The sequence below is a fragment of the Neisseria sp. P0021.S006 genome (assembly GCF_051956895.1).
This window is the reverse complement of sequence record NZ_JBQCWZ010000010.1, coordinates 1-15,568: the sequence shown is the minus strand read 5'-3', so window position 1 is coordinate 15,568 and position 15,568 is coordinate 1. Positions and strand designations below refer to the sequence as shown.

General features: G+C 47.6%; 14 protein-coding genes. 3 read left to right on the top strand and 11 right to left on the bottom strand.

Features of this window, described 5'->3' with window-relative positions:
• The 11 genes from ACTHUM_RS03605 to ACTHUM_RS03555 all read right to left on the bottom strand — a co-directional run bounded on the left by ACTHUM_RS03605 (window position 1) and on the right by ACTHUM_RS03555 (window position 12,924).
• Window positions 1-1,344, bottom strand: a complete 1,344-nt coding sequence (locus ACTHUM_RS03605; RefSeq protein ID WP_070503744.1) for a Na(+)-translocating NADH-quinone reductase subunit A — start codon at window positions 1,342-1,344, stop codon at window positions 1-3.
• Between the two features lie 339 nt (window positions 1,345-1,683).
• On the bottom strand, window positions 1,684-3,102 hold the full coding sequence (locus tag ACTHUM_RS03600) for a sodium:proton antiporter (protein ID WP_070503741.1): 1,419 nt from the start codon (window positions 3,100-3,102) through the stop codon (window positions 1,684-1,686).
• A gap of 442 nt (window positions 3,103-3,544) precedes the next feature.
• Window positions 3,545-3,904, bottom strand: coding sequence for a YbaN family protein (locus ACTHUM_RS03595; RefSeq protein ID WP_049336046.1), 360 nt, complete (start codon window positions 3,902-3,904; stop codon window positions 3,545-3,547).
• A 14-nt stretch (window positions 3,905-3,918) separates the two neighbouring features.
• A complete protein-coding gene (locus tag ACTHUM_RS03590) occupies window positions 3,919-4,515 on the bottom strand; it encodes a DUF1415 domain-containing protein (protein WP_049336044.1) in 597 nt (198 codons plus the stop codon).
• A 117-nt stretch (window positions 4,516-4,632) separates the two neighbouring features.
• Window positions 4,633-5,115: an Lrp/AsnC family transcriptional regulator gene (locus ACTHUM_RS03585; protein ID WP_003684427.1), complete on the bottom strand. Its 483-nt coding sequence runs from the start codon at window positions 5,113-5,115 to the stop codon at window positions 4,633-4,635.
• Between the two features lie 390 nt (window positions 5,116-5,505).
• A complete protein-coding gene (locus ACTHUM_RS03580) occupies window positions 5,506-5,964 on the bottom strand; it encodes a pilin (RefSeq protein WP_150540648.1) in 459 nt (152 codons plus the stop codon).
• A 114-nt stretch (window positions 5,965-6,078) separates the two neighbouring features.
• Window positions 6,079-6,549, bottom strand: coding sequence for a pilin (locus ACTHUM_RS03575; RefSeq protein WP_150540649.1), 471 nt, complete (start codon window positions 6,547-6,549; stop codon window positions 6,079-6,081).
• Window positions 6,550-7,343: 794 nt separating this feature from the next.
• A complete protein-coding gene (gene glnD, locus ACTHUM_RS03570; protein WP_150540650.1) occupies window positions 7,344-9,902 on the bottom strand; it encodes a [protein-PII] uridylyltransferase in 2,559 nt (852 codons plus the stop codon).
• 19 nt (window positions 9,903-9,921) lie between these two features.
• Entirely contained in the window at window positions 9,922-10,218 is a 297-nt protein-coding gene (locus ACTHUM_RS03565) for a helix-turn-helix domain-containing protein (RefSeq protein ID WP_003680870.1), read from the bottom strand.
• A 435-nt stretch (window positions 10,219-10,653) separates the two neighbouring features.
• Entirely contained in the window at window positions 10,654-11,094 is a 441-nt protein-coding gene (locus tag ACTHUM_RS03560; protein WP_150540651.1) for a TIGR01244 family sulfur transferase, read from the bottom strand.
• Between the two features lie 78 nt (window positions 11,095-11,172).
• Entirely contained in the window at window positions 11,173-12,924 is a 1,752-nt protein-coding gene (locus tag ACTHUM_RS03555) for a M61 family metallopeptidase (protein WP_440361201.1), read from the bottom strand.
• 332 nt (window positions 12,925-13,256) lie between these two features.
• On the opposite strand from ACTHUM_RS03555, the gene ccoN reads away from it, so the two are divergent.
• The 3 genes from ccoN to ACTHUM_RS03540 are packed head-to-tail and all read left to right on the top strand — an operon-like array spanning window position 13,257 to window position 15,528.
• On the top strand, window positions 13,257-14,690 hold the full coding sequence (gene ccoN / locus ACTHUM_RS03550) for a cytochrome-c oxidase, cbb3-type subunit I (protein WP_440361200.1): 1,434 nt from the start codon (window positions 13,257-13,259) through the stop codon (window positions 14,688-14,690).
• 24 nt (window positions 14,691-14,714) lie between these two features.
• Window positions 14,715-15,326 carry a cytochrome-c oxidase, cbb3-type subunit II gene (ccoO, locus tag ACTHUM_RS03545; protein WP_003748778.1) on the top strand — a complete coding sequence of 204 codons (612 nt, stop codon included), beginning with the start codon at window positions 14,715-14,717 and terminating at the stop codon, window positions 15,324-15,326.
• Window positions 15,327-15,330: 4 nt separating this feature from the next.
• Entirely contained in the window at window positions 15,331-15,528 is a 198-nt protein-coding gene (locus tag ACTHUM_RS03540) for a cbb3-type cytochrome oxidase subunit 3 (protein WP_003748776.1), read from the top strand.
• The last annotated feature ends 40 nt before the right edge of the window (window positions 15,529-15,568 follow it).

Genomic DNA, 15,568 nt, shown 5'->3' with positions numbered 1-15,568 from the left:
TCAGCCTTCCTTCTCAATGGTTTCCAGCACCTTGCGCAACAGCGGGCCGTATTCGTATTTGCCCGGGCAGACGAAGCTGCACAAAGCGAGGTCTTCTTCGTCCAATTCCAAGCAACCCAGTGCCTGAGCGCTGTCAGTATCGCCGACGATTAAATCGCGCAGGAGCAGGGTAGGCAGGATATCCAAGGGCATTACGCGCTCGTAAGTGCCGATCGGTACCATGGCGCGGTCGCCGCCGTTGACGGCTGTGTTGAACTTGAAGAGTTTGTTTTTCAGGAAATGGCCGAGGGTTGTGCGCGTGATGGAGTATTTGTCCGGTTGTGGCGCAACCCAGCCGAACAGCTCTTTGCTGCGGCCTTCTTCGATAACGGAAATCTGATTGTGGTAGCGGCCGAGGTAATCGTGCGCGCCTTGTGCAATCGCGCCGTTCAATACCGAGCCGGAAATCACGCGGTTGTCTGCGTCAACCAATTCGCCCGCAGTAATTTGTGATACTTTCGCACCCAAAACGGTACGCAAGAGACGCGGTTTGTTGACTTGAGAGCCACCCAAGGCAATCACGCACTCGGTGTTCAGACGGCCTGTTGCAAACAAACGGCCAATGGCAATCACATCTTGATAATTGATGGTCCAAACGGTTTTGTTCGCACCGACTGGCTCGATGAAATGAATGTGCGTGCCACTCAAACCGGCAGGGTGCGGACCGCCAAATTCATGTGTTTCGATGTTGGCAGCGTTTTCAGACGGCACATCTGCGCCGGCTGCTTTACACACATGGATTTTACGCTCGGTCAGGCGGCTTAATACCAACAGGCCGCGTTTGAAATCTTCGGCGGCTTCTTTGATAATGACCGTAGGGTCGGCAGCCAGCGGATTGGTGTCCATCGCATTGACGAAGATGGCGAACGGCTCGGCATCGACGGCAGGGATTTTGCTGAACGGACGGGTGCGCAGCGCAGTCCACAAACCGGATTGAATCAGGTTGCGGCGTACTTCTTCGCTGCTCAATTTTGCCAGCGCTTCAGGTGCATAGCGTTCGAACTCGATTTCGTCGTTGCCTTCAACGGCAATCACGACTGACTGAAGTACGCGCTTTTCGCCACGGTGAATCGCGGCGATTTTGCCTGAAGCCGGAGCGGTAAATACTACGCCCGGATTCTTTTTGTCTTCAAACAGCACTTGGCCTTTTTTGACGGCTTCGCCTTCCTTGATTTTCATCGAGGGGCGCATGCCGACATATTCTTCGCCAAGCAACGCGACTTCGGTAATGGCCGGGCCGTCATAAATGACTTGCTCCGGTCTGCCTGCGATAGGCAGGTCTAAGCCTTTTTTTATCTTAATCATAAGGATGCGTTACTTTTTGGTGGGTTGAGATTCGGATGTCGGATTGTTTTTTCAGACGGCATGTAATGCTTTGAAACAAAGGATGGGCCGTCTGAAAAAAGCAGAGGTTTGCTATAAAAACAACGAATAAACGCAAACAACAAAGCTTTAGATTTTATCAGGTATAGGCTGTTTTATGTCAGTTTTACGCTTATTTTTACGGGAAAAGTGGGAAAAAAGTAGGAATGTGTAATCGAATGTTAAGGGAAATAATTTTTAACTGTTTGATATTTAAACGCTATATTTGATGATATAGCTGAAAATAAAAAAGGCCGTCTGAGTTTCAGACGGCCTTTAAGTTTAAAAGAGCTGCCAAACGAAGAAAATCATCGTATGCAGGGCAAACAGCGGTACCAATACAATTACCGACCATGCCATATAGCCGAAGAAGGAAGGCATCGGTACGCCGCGTTGTTCGGCAATGGCTTTGACCATGAAGTTCGGCGCATTACCGATATAAGTGAGCGCGCCCATAAATACGGAACCCATGGATACTGCCAGCAATGAATGGAATAGGTGGCCTGTCATCAAGGCTTGGGCATCGCCACCGGCCATATTGAAGAACACCAAATAAGTCGGCGCGTTATCCAAGAATGCCGACAAAATGCCGCTCATCCAGAAATACATCACATTAATCGGATTGCCTGCTGCGTCGTGAACCAAAGAAACAACGGAAGCCAATGCACCTGTTTCGCCGGCTTTCAAAATCGCCAAAACAGGCGAAATGGTAATGAAAATACCCAAAAACAGTTTGCCCACTTCGGCAATCGGCTCGAAGTTGAACTCATTGCCTGCGCGTACCTGTTTGGGCGTGATAATCCAAGATACGGCGGTCAAAGCCAGCAAAATGCCATCGCGCATCAGGTTTTGCAAAGCGTAATGGCTGCCCAAGATTTCAAAGCCCGGATGATTTGGTTTCCACAAACCGGACAGCAAAACCGCACCGACTACGCCGGCCAGTAACAGGAAATTCCATTTGCCGTAAATTTTGATTTTTTCTTCTTTATCGGAAGGAGCGGGAGCAAGGTGCTCGCTTTGTTCACGGTTGAAGTGTTGGCTGTCGATGATGTAGAAAACGGCTAGCAAAATCACAGAACTGATTAATACAGGCATCAGCATGTGTTTGACCGTCCACATGAAATCTACGCCTTTCAGGAATCCTAAGAACAGCGGAGGATCACCTAAAGGAGTCAGACCGCCGCCGATATTTGCTACCAAGAAAATGAAGAAAATCACGATGTGAACGCGGTAGTGGCGTTTATGGTTGGCTTTCAAAAGCGGACGAATCATCAACATCGCCGCGCCTGTTGTCCCCATGATGGAAGACAAAGCCGTGCCGACTGCCAACAGGGTTGTATTCAATTTAGGTGAGCCGTGCAAATCGCCGCTGACAAAAATACCGCCTGAAATGGTATAGAGCGCTAAAAGCAGCAGGATAAAGGGGATATATTCTTCAACCAACGCATGGGCAACGGTATGTACGCCGGCTCCGAAACCAAAGGTGATGATAAACGGCGTTAAAAACAGCAGCGTCCAAAACGCTGTAATTTTGCCGAAGTGGTGGTGCCAAATATGGGAGAAAAACAGAGGTCCGAGTGCAATGGACAAGAGAATCAGTGCAAACGGCAGACCCCAAAGCAGGCTTGCGGATGAGCCGTCAAAATCGGATGCCGCAGCAGGAAAGGCGGCAAGAAGCAGTAAAAATGAGAGAGAGCGCATAGTATTTCCTTTTTATTCTGTTGCACCGTGAGGAACTTCGTTGAGAAAGCACGGCGGTGAAATATTCAGGCCGTCTGAAAATATCCAGACGAACTGCGCGGTTGTGTCAGGGGAAAGTATAACGCAAAGCAAGTGTTAAGGGACGGTTTAGAGTGTTGGAATCAAAAGAAATGTTGATACAAATAAAGGAATCAAAATGAGTAGAATAGTTGGAGGTAGTAAAAAAATGGTTTTGAAACAGGAGTTTGAAATATCGGAAATAATGCTATCGAAAAAATACTTTGAATTAATTTTAGCTAAAATTTACATTTAATTGAATAAATGGAGGCCGTCTGAAAAATGAGGGTCGAATAGGGTGTTTTGGTTCTTACTGATTGTTTTGATGGATAAATTGGGTATGAAAATAAAAAACAGGTAAGCGAAAATGCCCACCTGTTTTATTTTATGCCTCCGGCCGTAACCACATCCACACTGCCACGCAGCTACAGAAGATTGATGAAACGGCACCAATCCACCAGCGTTCTGGAAATTGCCAAAACATAAAAAGGCAAGAAATGGCCATCATGCCGATAGCGAAGAACTTTGCCTTGCGTGGCACAGCGCCGTTGTTTTCCCAGTTTTGTATGATCGGACCAAAGTGGCGGTGATGATACAGCCAATTGTGAAAGCGCGGAGAAGCTTTTGCCCAGCAGGCGGCGGTCAATAAAATGAAAGGCGTAGTCGGCAGTAATGGCAGGAAAATGCCGATAATGCCCAAGACGAGCGACAATGCGCCGCAAAAAATCAATAAATAGCGAACCATCTTCCCATCACCAATTATTTGTTTTCAGATGGCTTGTGATGTGGAAATGGACAACGTGGAATGTCTAATTTATCCCAGCCCTCATGCCCCATTTTTTCCAGCAGCGCGATATTGCGGTCAAAAATTGCCGAGGCATCGGGAAATGCTTCAGCCGCTTTGGCAATACTGTCTTCACGAATCAGGTGCAAGGTCGGGTAGGGCGAACGGTTGGTGTAGTTGCTGATGTCGTCGGCTTCTGTGCCTTCAAATTGAAAATCAGGATGGAACGGCGCAATTTGGACAATGCCTTCCAATTCGTTTTCAACAACGGCATCGTCGGCAATTTCCAGCATTTGGTTGAAGGTTTCAAAATCAGGGAACAGTGTCGGATGAACCAGTAAAGTGGTTTCCAATTCCGAAGCGGAAGTATTGCCCAGAAGCTGCAATTCACGATCCAAGTCTTCAAGAAAACCGTCCAAATGACGGGCTTTGCTGACAACGATGCGAACCAGGTTTTTAACGTGCGGCGCTTTGGCAAACGGGCAGAGATTCAGTCCAATAACGGCTTTTTCCAGCCATTGTTTGGTATGTTCTGAAACAGTATTGGTATCAAGATGGGCGGTGTCAGTCATAGTAAAAGCTTATGTGAATTATTCTTAAAAAGTATACAAGTGTATGGACGTGAAAGCAAACCATTGGAATTTAAAAGGCCGTCTGAACAACAGACGGCCTTTATCAGTTTCAAATCATCAATCCTGAACCAAATGAACCAAAGGCAGAGCGGTCGTGTTTTTAATTTCTTTCAACACAAAACTCGATTGCGCATCTTGCACGCCGTGGTGCGAAAGCAGCGTGTCCAAAACAAAATGGGAAAACGCGTTCATATCGGTAAAAAAGGCATGGAGCAGATAGTCGGTTTCACCCGTTAAAGCAAAGCAGCTCAATACTTCAGGCCAAGCGCGGACAGATTCGGAAAAATCCTCACGCGCATCTTTTGCCTTGCTAATCGATACACGGATAAAAGCCTGCAAGCCCAAGCCCAAAGATACGGGAGAAAGCTGGGCCGCGTATTTTTGAATAATGCCCGCATCTTCAAGCTGTTTGAGACGGCGCAGACAGGGAGAAGGGGAGAGCGCCACCTTTTCAGAAAGCTCAACATTGCTCAACCGCCCGTTTTCCTGCAAAACCTGCAGAATCTTTAAATCTGTTTTATCTAAATTCAGATGAGGCATGATGTTTCTCCCAATGTAGGCAATGTATGTTTTAAAAATGAAAAATGCTTAAAAATAAAGACTTGTATGGTTAAATTATATATTGAGTTCAGATGGGCGACAAATTGTCTTATCAGGAGTGTTGCGAATTTGTTTTATGTAGTTGTGAAAAGATGAAGGCCGTCTGAAACTAATCAAGATAAAAGTTTTATGTCATATTAGGATTGGATATAAAGAGGCCGTCTGAAAATGATTTCAGACGGCATTTATTTTCGTAATGTGATGATTCAGGCTCTTAATGACCTTGTTTTGGAGAGTTTTGTTCTTTTGATTTGTTCGTTTTCCGCGTTTGTATTTGGCTTTGTTTGGGGGTTTTCTTCGCAATGTATTTTTGTGTTTTGGGAAATAAGCTTACAAGCTTTGTTTGCAGGATACGGGAAGGAAGTGTGTATCCATGGTGCCACCGCAAGACCAAATTGTTGTACCTTTAGTACTACCTGTTTTTGCAAAACTTGGTGTCAAGTGGATTTCGGTATTCTTCACAGGAACAGCGGCTTGATTACCGATGGCGGCAACAATAGTGCCATTATCTTCAATACGGACAATCTTTACATAGTTACCGACTTTATTGTCGTCTGAAGCGAGTTGCTTGATATTGAGGTCAAGCGGCAAGCTGCCTTTATCCGCATAGGCTTCTTCGACGTAGCTTTTCATACTGCCTGCCAGCATAATGCCTTCTGCTACTTGTGCTCTGGCAACATAGTTTTGGTATGCGGGAAGAGCTGCTACTGCCAAAATGCCGATGATGCCGATAACAATCATCAACTCAATCAGGCTAAAGCCGGTTTGGGCGTTGCGTAGTTTTTTCATTTTTTGAGTATGTCGTTTTCTTATTTTTATTTTATAAAGCAAATCCCATAATTATTATGGGATTTGCTTTGAGTCGAATATCTTTTGTTAGATATTTAAATTAGATTAGCTAGCTTATTTTTTCGCAGCTGGGCGGCAAGAAGAAGGTAAGAATTTTGTATCTACACCTTTGGTTTTTCCTGGAGTACAAGTCCAAGTGAAGGAGCCTTTGGAGTTTGCTGCTTTATTAGTAATTTCGGGCGATAGAGAAATAGTTGCATTTTGGATATCTTTATTTACATCTTTATCTTTCATTGTTGCTGTCAGAACACCATCAGCTACATTAACTTTAGCAACGTATTTACCTTTAATATCAGTAGCCGCTGCAATACCTGCCGCTTTATTGTCTTTAGGCCAGTCACCTTTATCTGCATAGTATTCGACAATAGCAGACTTTTGACCTTCCATCAAAGTGATGGCTTCAGAAACTTGGGCACGTGCAGTGTAGTCTTGGTATGCAGGCAGGGCGATAACTGCCAAGATGCCGATAATCGCGATGACGATCATCAATTCGATCAGGGTAAAACCTTTTTGGATTGCTTTCATTGATTAAAACTCCAGTTTGAAAGTGTGAATAATTATGTTTAATTTAAGTAAAAAGTCCGTAATGTGCTTGGCACTATGTATTATGAGTAAACCATAAAGTAAGAAGGAATATACAGCTTCCGTCGGGCTTGCTGCTTTGAGGCTTGGGCCTTATCGGACGTGTTGTTTCAAGCAGTCTGTGTGCCAAGTGCGCAAAATTGATTAAAAAATTTATTTTTTATTTTTTGTTTATTGTTTTTATTGGGTTTATTTTTTAATTTTTAAGTTTTATGAGGTTTTGTTTGAAAGTTTCAGGATTTTAAGGAAATAGGGGGTTGACGTTTTTTGTCAGTTTTGTGTTTTTTGTGACAGGAAAGGGAGATAAGTTTGGGTGTGTGACGTTTTTTGTCAGAAATTAAGCTTGTTTAATAATATGTTAATTGATTTAGATGGGCGGTATCTTTATGGATTAATCGGTAAGTTTAATATTTTTTTATTTTATTTTTTTGTTTTTTATAGGTTTTATTTTGTATGCGTATTTTGTTTGAATACGGATAAGGAGAAAATTTGGAAGGAAGGATTTTTAAAGAGGGTTTGGTGTAATAGATGAATGAAAATTTGTTATTGGAATTATATTCATTTGAGTTATGATTTTGGAATGTAGTTTTATGTCAGAAGGAAGTTTTGGTTCGCATTTTAAGGCTTTGGATTTCTTGAGTGTTTTAGAAGGGTATATTCAGGATGTTTATATGTTTGGATGTGATTAGGGTGAGCAAAAATGCTCACCCTATGTTTTTAAGATGTTCAGACAGCCTTTATGGGGTCAAGACTTCGATCAATGCCTGTTTTAGGGTGTTTTGGGTTTGCGGGTCTTGGAGGGATGGGCTGTAGGTGATGAAGCTGTCCTCAATGCGCTGATCCAAGGTGGTGATTTTGGCGTAGCGCAGACTGATGTTGTGTGCGAAGAAGGTCTCGGCGATGTCGGCGAGGAGATGGGGGCGGTTGACGGCGGTGATGTCTATGGTGTGCCAGCCGGGATAATCTTCTTCGGGGGTGATGATTACGGTAGGCGGAATAGGAATATGGCGGATGCGGCGGCTGATGTGCGGGCGGCCGCTTTGTTTTTGGACGGTGGTATTGCCGTGGATGAAGCTGTTGAGTTCGGCTTCGAGTGCGCTTTGGCGGTCGGGATATTCTTCGGGCGGGAGATTGTCGGGAAGTTGCAGGATAAAGGTGTCGAGGATGTAGTCGTGCTCGGTAATGAAGGCGCGGGCGGCTTGGATGTCGAAACGGTGGCTGCTGAAGATGCGGCAGAGGCGTGCGAAGAGGCGGTCGCCATTGGGCATGAACACCATGACTTGAAGGCTGTTGCTTTGGGGAAGGATACGGCTGCGGACGGCCGGACTTTGGGTGTCGTAGGCGAGGTTTGCGGTGTGCCAGAGGATTTCCCGTGTCTGATGGCGGACGTAGTATGCGCTGCCGAGGATGCGGCGGAGTTTTTGTTGGTTTTTGAGGGGAACGGCCGCACGCGTGAGTTGGTCGGCCACGGCTTGTTCGCGTCGGTTGGGGAGGCGTTCGGGATCGTGTTTTTTGCTGTTTAAAACGGCGGCGGTGCTGTGGTAGAGGGTTTGGAGCAGGCTGGCGCGCCATGTGTTCCAAAGTTTTGGGTTGGTGCCGCGGATGTCGGCAATGGTAAGCAGGTAGAGTGCGTCGAGGTATTCACGTGTGGGAATACGGCGGCAGAAGGCTTGGAGGACGTGCGGGTCTTGGATGTCTTCTTTTTGGGCAACGGTAGACATGAGCAGGTGGTTTTCAACCAGCCATGCGAGGAGGTGGCTTTCTTCTTCGGTGTAGTAGTGGTCGGCGGCGAATTGTTGGGCGTCTTTGATGCCTTCTTTGGCGTGATCGCCGCCGCGGCCTTTGGCGATGTCGTGCAACAGGGCGGCGGTGTAGAGGATGTGCGGTCGTGGGTAGGCCTGCATGATGGCGCTGGCCTCGGGCATTTCGTGGCTGTGGGTTTCGATGGCGAGACGGCGCATATTGCGGACGACGGTCAGGATGTGGTCGTCTACGGGGTAAATATGGAAGAGGTCGTGTTGGAGCAGGCCGGTGATTTTTTCCCATGCGGGGAGATAGCGGCCAAGTACGCCGTAGAGGTTGAGAAAACGGAGAGTTTGGGTAAGGCCGGTGCCGTGTTTGAAGAATTGGATGAAGCGGCGGCGGTTTTCTGGATTTTGGGTAAAACGGGTGTTGATTTTTCGTGTGGCCGCCCACCATGCACGGAGGGTTTGCGGCTCGATGGTGGTGATGTTTTGCTCCTGCATGGTTTGGATGATGGTGAAGATGTGTTCGGGATTTTGTTCAAACAGGGCAAGATCGTTGGCGGCGATTTGGTGGCCGATACGTTTGTAGTGGCTGTCGATGGGGTGGATATGTTGGGGACGGCTGGAGGTTTGATGGTTTTTGAGAACCGGAATAAGAATGCCGTTGAGTTGTTTGATGGCTTTGGTGGCGCGGTAGAAGGTATGCATCAGGGCTTCGCTTCTGCCGCGGATGTCGGGTTGGGTATAGCCTAAGCTTTCGGCGACTTGGGACTGGTAGTCGAAAAGCAGCCTGTCTTCGGGGCGGTCGGCGGTAAGGTGGAGGTGAATGCGGATGTTGGCGAGACGGCGATAGCCATGGGCTAGCATGCCGGCTTCGGTGCGTGTGAGGACGCCGGCGGTAACGAGGGCGGTGGGGTTGCTGTCTATGCCTTGTGCTTTGGCTGTCCAAATCAGGGTGTGGATGTCGCGCAGGCCGCCGGGGCAGGTTTTGATATTGGGTTCGAGTTGTGCGCCTGTGCCTTGGGATTTGGTATGGCGTTGCTCCATTTCGAGGAGTTTGGCTTCGATAAAAGCGGCTGTGTCGCGGCGTGTATTGAGTTTGTTTAGAAGTTGGGCAGTAAGGTCGGCATTGCCTTGGAGATGGCGTGCTTCAAGAAAGGCGGTTTCGCCGGTAATGTCGTTTTGGGTACTTTGGAGGATTTCTTCTATGCTGCCGCTTTTGATGGCCGGATTGAGGCGTGCGTCCCAAAGGGTTTGGATAAGTTGGGCGGTTTGTTGTTGCAGGCCGTCTGAAAATGTGGCCGAAGAAATAATCGCTAAGTCCCAGTCGGAATGGGGATAGAGTTCGCAACGCCCAAAGCCACCGATGGCAATCAGGCTGATGTCGTTGCTGTCGGGGAAGTGGATTTGCCAGAGGGTTTGCAGCAGGGTTTCGGCAGCGGCGATATGGTCGCGGAAGTAAGCGGTAGGGCGGTTGTTTTGGCGGTAGGCAGTTTCTGCTGCGGCTTTTTGCTGCTGGTAGGTTTGGATGGCTTGTTGGGCGGCGGTCATGATGGTGTCTGGCTGTGAATTAGGCTTGGGTGTCGGCAGGCTCGGTCATTTGGCGGAGCATTTCTTGTGGAGGAAGGAGGAGTTTGTAAGGGGCGATTTTGAGTGCGGATGCGATTTTTTCGATGTTGGAAAGGGCGATGTTCCAGCGTTTGCGCTCGACGGCGGAAACGTAGGTGCGGTCAAGTCCGCATTGGCGTGCAAGTTCTTCTTGCGACCAGCCGTGATTAACGCGATAGAGGCGCATGTTGTAGGCGATAACGGCACGGAGGTCTTGCGGATCGGGCAGGCTTGGCGGGGGAGTGAGTTTGTTGACCATGGTATTTTAAGTTTGTGGTTTGAACGATAAGGGGATTTTATACTATTTTCGTGAGGGGAAAGGAAAGGCCGTCTGAAAGTTTTCAGACGGCCTGAAAGAGGGTAGGTATAAAAAAAAAGGGGGTGGCTTTCGGCCACACCCAAACACACACACATCAAGAGGAAAGAAAAATCATTTAATAAGAGAGCTGGCTCTTATCGAGGAAACTGGAAGATTCGGGCATGGCCCTGAAGCATTGAAAGGCATTATAAATGAAAATAGGGTCAGGGTATTGATACAGGTCAATTCGGGCTTGATTTAGAAAATATATTTTTAGGATAGTGGAAATAAATTAAAAATAAGGTTTGATTGTGAATAAAAGTCATTAGGCCGTCTGAAAAATGGGTTTCAGACGGCCTGATCGGTTTAAAGGCTGCTACTTATATAAATTAAGCATTAAGCCAAACCTTTATCTTTGGCTTCTTGCAGGCGGGCTTCAAAGTTGCTGAGGTTGACACCTGCCTGTTCGGCTGCGGCAACTACTTCGGCTACGGATGCGCCGTGTTGCACTTGATGATAACCCCAAAGCAGGGAGCAACGAGTGCCGGTGCGGCAGAAGGCAAGAATGGGAGCCGGAGATTGTTGCAACAGATTTTGGAAGGCTGTGACATCGGCTGCATTGATTTGAGGCGCAACGACGGGCTGGTGGGAAAATTGGTTGATGCCGTCCTCTTTAAACCAGTTTTGCACTTCGGCAAAAGTCGGTTGGTTTTCTTCTTCGCCGTCCGGGCGGTTGCAGATGATGGTTTTGATGCCGAGACGTACGGCTTCTTGGACATCTGCTTCGGTCAGTTGGGGGGCGATATAGAGGGTGTCGGTCAGTTTACGGATGGGCATAGTTTTTCCTTTCTTTATATTAAATGGATATGTTGATTTCAGACGGCCTAGGAAGTGGCAGGCCGTCTGAAGTTTTATTTAATGATTGTACAACCAGTTTTCGAGTTTTTGGCGATCGGTAATATGCAGCAGGGCGGTATTGGCTTCTGCCGCTTGAACTGTGATGCTGGTTTCGCGCAACAGGCCTTGGCGGAAGAAATGGATGGTGGTGCGCGTGCTGATAGGCAGTTTGCTCCACTGCGTTGCAAGGTCGTTGCAGGCATAGCCGCCTAAGGCGATGATTTTGTCTTGCGAGCAGAGTCCGGCATTTTCTGCGCTGCCGCCATTGAATACATGAGTCAGGACGGCATGGTCGCTGTTTTGTTTGAAACGTGCGCCCAAATCATTGGCGGGGACAACCGATTGGGGTTCGCTTGCAAATGCTCCTCCGTGTTGGCGGGGCAGTGGGATAAAGTCAAGTTTGACACCTACGCTTTGCAGGTATTCTGCGAGTGGAAGGTCTTCGGTGCTGTATAAGGCCGTCTGAAAGAAGGTTTCTAAATCTAAACCGGTCATTTCTTGGCAACGGGATTGCCAGTGTTTTTCGGGTATGCCTTGATGGGTGTTGCACCAATCGAGATAGTGTTGCTGCATCACGCTGTCGAGGGTGTATTTGCCTTGGCTTTTCTCACGGATGATGAGGTCGAGGCAAAGTGCGGCCAGTGCGCCTTTTTGATAGTAGCTGACGATGGCGTTGGGGCTGTTTTCGTCTTGTTTGTAGAACTTGTCCCATGCGCTGAAACTGGATTGGGCAAGTGTTTGTTTCAGACGGCCTTGTGTCTGCTGGACGCGTGTGATGCCTTGTGCAAGCAGGGTAAGGTAGGCTTCGGGGCTGATGGTTTTGCTTCTAGCAAGAAAGAGGTCGTCGTAGTAGGAGGTAATGCCTTCAAATGCCCAAAGTTGCTCGGTATAGTTTTCTTGGTCGAGATTGTAAGGTGCGAAGACAGCCGGTTTGATGGATTTGACGTTCCATGCGTGGAAGTATTCATGGGAGAATAGACCGAGTAATTCGGTATAGGCTTTGTCGGCTTCGCCCATATCGTAAGATGGCAGACTGTGGCGGTCGGCAAGAAGGGCGGTGCTGCTGATGTGTTCCAGTCCGCCGTAGAGGTTGTCTCCCAGATGTAGTAGGAAAAGGTATTCGGTAAACGGGGCAGGGGAAGGGAACATCGCCAACTCGGTTTCGCAGATTTTTTGAATATCGGCGAGGAAGCGGGTGAGGTCGAAATCGGGGTAGATACCGCTTAATGCAATACGGTGGGGAATACCTTGTGCTTCAAAGTCGAGGAATTCGATGATGCCTGTTTCAACAGGGTGATCAATAAGCTCGGCATATGAGGCCGTCTGAAAAGTGGTCGCCGAAATTTGTGGCAGGGTTGTGGCTATCTGCCATGTGTGTGGCAGGGTAGGAAATTCGACTTGGTGCGGTTGTTCCTCTTGTCCGTGCACTTTTAAGAATAGGCACGCGCCATCAAAAAAGCCGCGCTCGGTACTGAGGAATGAGCCGCGAACAGACAAGTCGAATGCGTAGACGGTGTAGTAAATTTCCCACGCTCCATTGAGGGCAGGGGTTTGCCAATAGTTTTTGCTGGTTTGTGTCAGTGGCTGGGCTTTGCCGTTGCAGCACGCGTTGATGTGTGTGATGTGGCGGGCAAAGTCACGGATGAGGTAGCTGCCGGGAACCCAGTTTGGCAGGCTGATTTCTGTTTCATAATCATTAGGTTGAGTGAATGATAAGGTGATGTGCCATTCATGAGACAGAAAGTTGGGGGTAATTTTGTAATTAATCATGGCTATTGGTTAATTTGCTAAAGTTTATTAAGAATAAGGGGGTTTAAGGGGTGGGCTTAATCTATATCAATAAAACTGTATGAAAAAGGGGGCTTGAAAAAATACCACGTCTGATTTAATGCGTATGTTTTAATAATTTATTGATTATAAAAGAAATGAATTTATGTCTTACTAAATATTTTATGCAATGTGGAATGTAATTTTGCTTGGCATGTTGTGGTGTCTATGTTAAATTTAGAAAAATTTGAGCCTTGGCCGTATTGCGCTTTTCGTAAATGCAGGGGTTGGGGTGAGATAAAAATTTTTTATACCCATAATTTATGGAGACTTCCATGGACACACAAACTTATAACTACAAAGTGGTGCGCCAGTTCGCCATCATGACTGTAGTTTGGGGTATTGTGGGCATGTTGGTCGGCGTTATCGTCGCTGCCCAGCTTTTTGCTCCGGCCCTCGATTTATCCAATATCGGACCTTGGTTCCACTTCGGTCGCCTGCGTCCTCTGCACACCAATGCGGTTATTTTTGCATTCGGCGGTTGCGGTTTGATCGGTACATCATACTACGTTGTTCAACGTACATGTAATACCCGTCTGTTTGGCGGTTGGCTGCCTGCATTTACCTTCTGGGGTTGGCAGGCTGTTATCGTGGCTGCGGCCATCAGCTTGCCTATGGGTTACACCCAAGGTAAAGAATACGCCGAGTTGGAATGGCCTATCGACATTTTGATTACGCTGGTGTGGGTTGCCTACGCCATCGTATTCTTCGGTACGATTGCCAAACGTAAAATCAAACATATTTACGTTGCCAACTGGTTCTACGGCGGCTTTATCTTGGCCGTTGCGCTGTTGCACATCGTCAATAATATCAGCATCCCTGCCGGTTTGATGAAATCTTACCCGGTTTACGCAGGTGCGATTGATGCGATGGTTCAATGGTGGTACGGCCACAATGCGGTGGGCTTTTTCCTGACAGCCGGCTTCTTGGGTATGATGTACTATTTCGTACCAAAACAAGCAGGCCGTCCGATTTACTCTTACCGCTTGTCCGTCGTCCACTTCTGGGCTTTGATTTTCACTTATATGTGGGCTGGTTCTCACCACTTGCACTACACCGCGTTGCCTGACTGGACTCAATCTTTGGGTATGGTATTGTCTTTGATCCTGTTTGCGCCTTCTTGGGGCGGTATGATCAACGGTATCATGACTCTGTCTGGCGCATGGGACAAACTGCGTACCGACCCGATTTTGAAATTCTTGATCGTTTCTCTGTCTTTCTACGGTATGTCTACCTTCGAAGGTCCGATGATGTCTATCAAAACCGTTAACGCTCTGAGCCACTACACCGACTGGACTGTTGCACACGTTCACGCCGGCGCATTGGGCTGGGTGGGCTTTGTAACCATCGGTTCCGTTTACTATATGATTCCCCGCTTGTTCGGCAAAAATGAAATGTACAGCACCAAATTGGTTGAGGCGCATTTCTGGATCGCGACCATCGGCGTGGTTCTGTATATCGCTGCAATGTGGATTGCCGGCGTAATGCAAGGTCTGATGTGGGGTTCTTTGAATGACGATGGCACGCTGACTTATTCCTTCGTTGAATCCGTAAAACGTACCATGCCTTACTACATGATTCGTTTCGCCGGCGGTCTTCTGTACCTGAGCGGTATGTGCATCATGGCATATAACGTTTACCGTACTGCTATCAGTGGTAAAGCAGTTGATGCTGAGATTCCTGCGGTTTCTCAAACTCAACACCACTAATGACAAGAAAGATAGGCTACCAAAATGAAATTACAACAATTAGCTGAAGAAAAAGTCGGCGTACTGATTGTATTCACCCTGCTTGTAGTCAGCGTCGGCCTTCTGATTGAGGCTGTTCCGCTGTTCTTCACCAAGGCAGTTACCGAACCTGCACCCGGCGTGAAACCATACAACGCCCTGCAAGTGGCCGGTCGTGATATTTATGTGCGCGAAGGCTGCTACAACTGCCACTCTCAAATGATTCGTCCATTCCGTGCAGAAACTGAACGTTACGGTCATTACTCTGTTGCCGGTGAGTCTGTTTATGACCATCCGTTCCAATGGGGTTCTAAACGTACCGGTCCGGATTTGGCTCGTGTTGGCGGCCGTTATTCCGATGAATGGCACCGCATCCACCTGCTGAACCCGCGCGACGTTGTGCCGGAGTCCAATATGCCTGCATTCCCATGGCTCGCACGAAATAAAGTCGATGCCGAGGCAACTGTGGCGCATATGAAAGCCCTGCGTAAAGTGGGTACACCTTACAGCGATGAAGAAATTGCCAAAGCACCTGAAATGCTGGCTAACAAATCAGAGCTGGACGCTGTTATCGCCTATCTGCAAGGCTTGGGCTTGGCATTGAAAAACGTAAGGTAACATCATGGACGCTAACTGGGCTCGCTCGCTCTTTACTGTTTGGGTATTTATCAGCTTTATTTTAGTTCTCTATATTGTGTTCAATAGACGCAATAAGAAAAACTATGACGATGCTGCCAGCAGTATTTTCGATAATGACGAACAAAGGCCGTCTGAAAAGGACGATCAAGCTCAGTCAGTCCGTGATCACGGAGCAAAATAATGAACACAACATCCCAATTTACCAGTAGTTTCTGGAGTAT

Coding starts and splice junctions, on each gene's coding strand:
- ACTHUM_RS03605 (WP_070503744.1), bottom strand. CDS start 1,344: ATGATTAAGATAAAAAAAGGCTTAGACCTGCCTATCGCAGGCAGACCG.
- ACTHUM_RS03600 (WP_070503741.1), bottom strand. CDS start 3,102: ATGCGCTCTCTCTCATTTTTACTGCTTCTTGCCGCCTTTCCTGCTGCG.
- ACTHUM_RS03595 (WP_049336046.1), bottom strand. CDS start 3,904: ATGGTTCGCTATTTATTGATTTTTTGCGGCGCATTGTCGCTCGTCTTG.
- ACTHUM_RS03590 (WP_049336044.1), bottom strand. CDS start 4,515: ATGACTGACACCGCCCATCTTGATACCAATACTGTTTCAGAACATACC.
- ACTHUM_RS03585 (WP_003684427.1), bottom strand. CDS start 5,115: ATGCCTCATCTGAATTTAGATAAAACAGATTTAAAGATTCTGCAGGTT.
- ACTHUM_RS03580 (WP_150540648.1), bottom strand. CDS start 5,964: ATGAAAAAACTACGCAACGCCCAAACCGGCTTTAGCCTGATTGAGTTG.
- ACTHUM_RS03575 (WP_150540649.1), bottom strand. CDS start 6,549: ATGAAAGCAATCCAAAAAGGTTTTACCCTGATCGAATTGATGATCGTC.
- glnD (WP_150540650.1), bottom strand. CDS start 9,902: ATGACCGCCGCCCAACAAGCCATCCAAACCTACCAGCAGCAAAAAGCC.
- ACTHUM_RS03565 (WP_003680870.1), bottom strand. CDS start 10,218: ATGGTCAACAAACTCACTCCCCCGCCAAGCCTGCCCGATCCGCAAGAC.
- ACTHUM_RS03560 (WP_150540651.1), bottom strand. CDS start 11,094: ATGCCCATCCGTAAACTGACCGACACCCTCTATATCGCCCCCCAACTG.
- ACTHUM_RS03555 (WP_440361201.1), bottom strand. CDS start 12,924: ATGATTAATTACAAAATTACCCCCAACTTTCTGTCTCATGAATGGCAC.
- ccoN (WP_440361200.1), top strand. CDS start 13,257: ATGGACACACAAACTTATAACTACAAAGTGGTGCGCCAGTTCGCCATC.
- ccoO (WP_003748778.1), top strand. CDS start 14,715: ATGAAATTACAACAATTAGCTGAAGAAAAAGTCGGCGTACTGATTGTA.
- ACTHUM_RS03540 (WP_003748776.1), top strand. CDS start 15,331: ATGGACGCTAACTGGGCTCGCTCGCTCTTTACTGTTTGGGTATTTATC.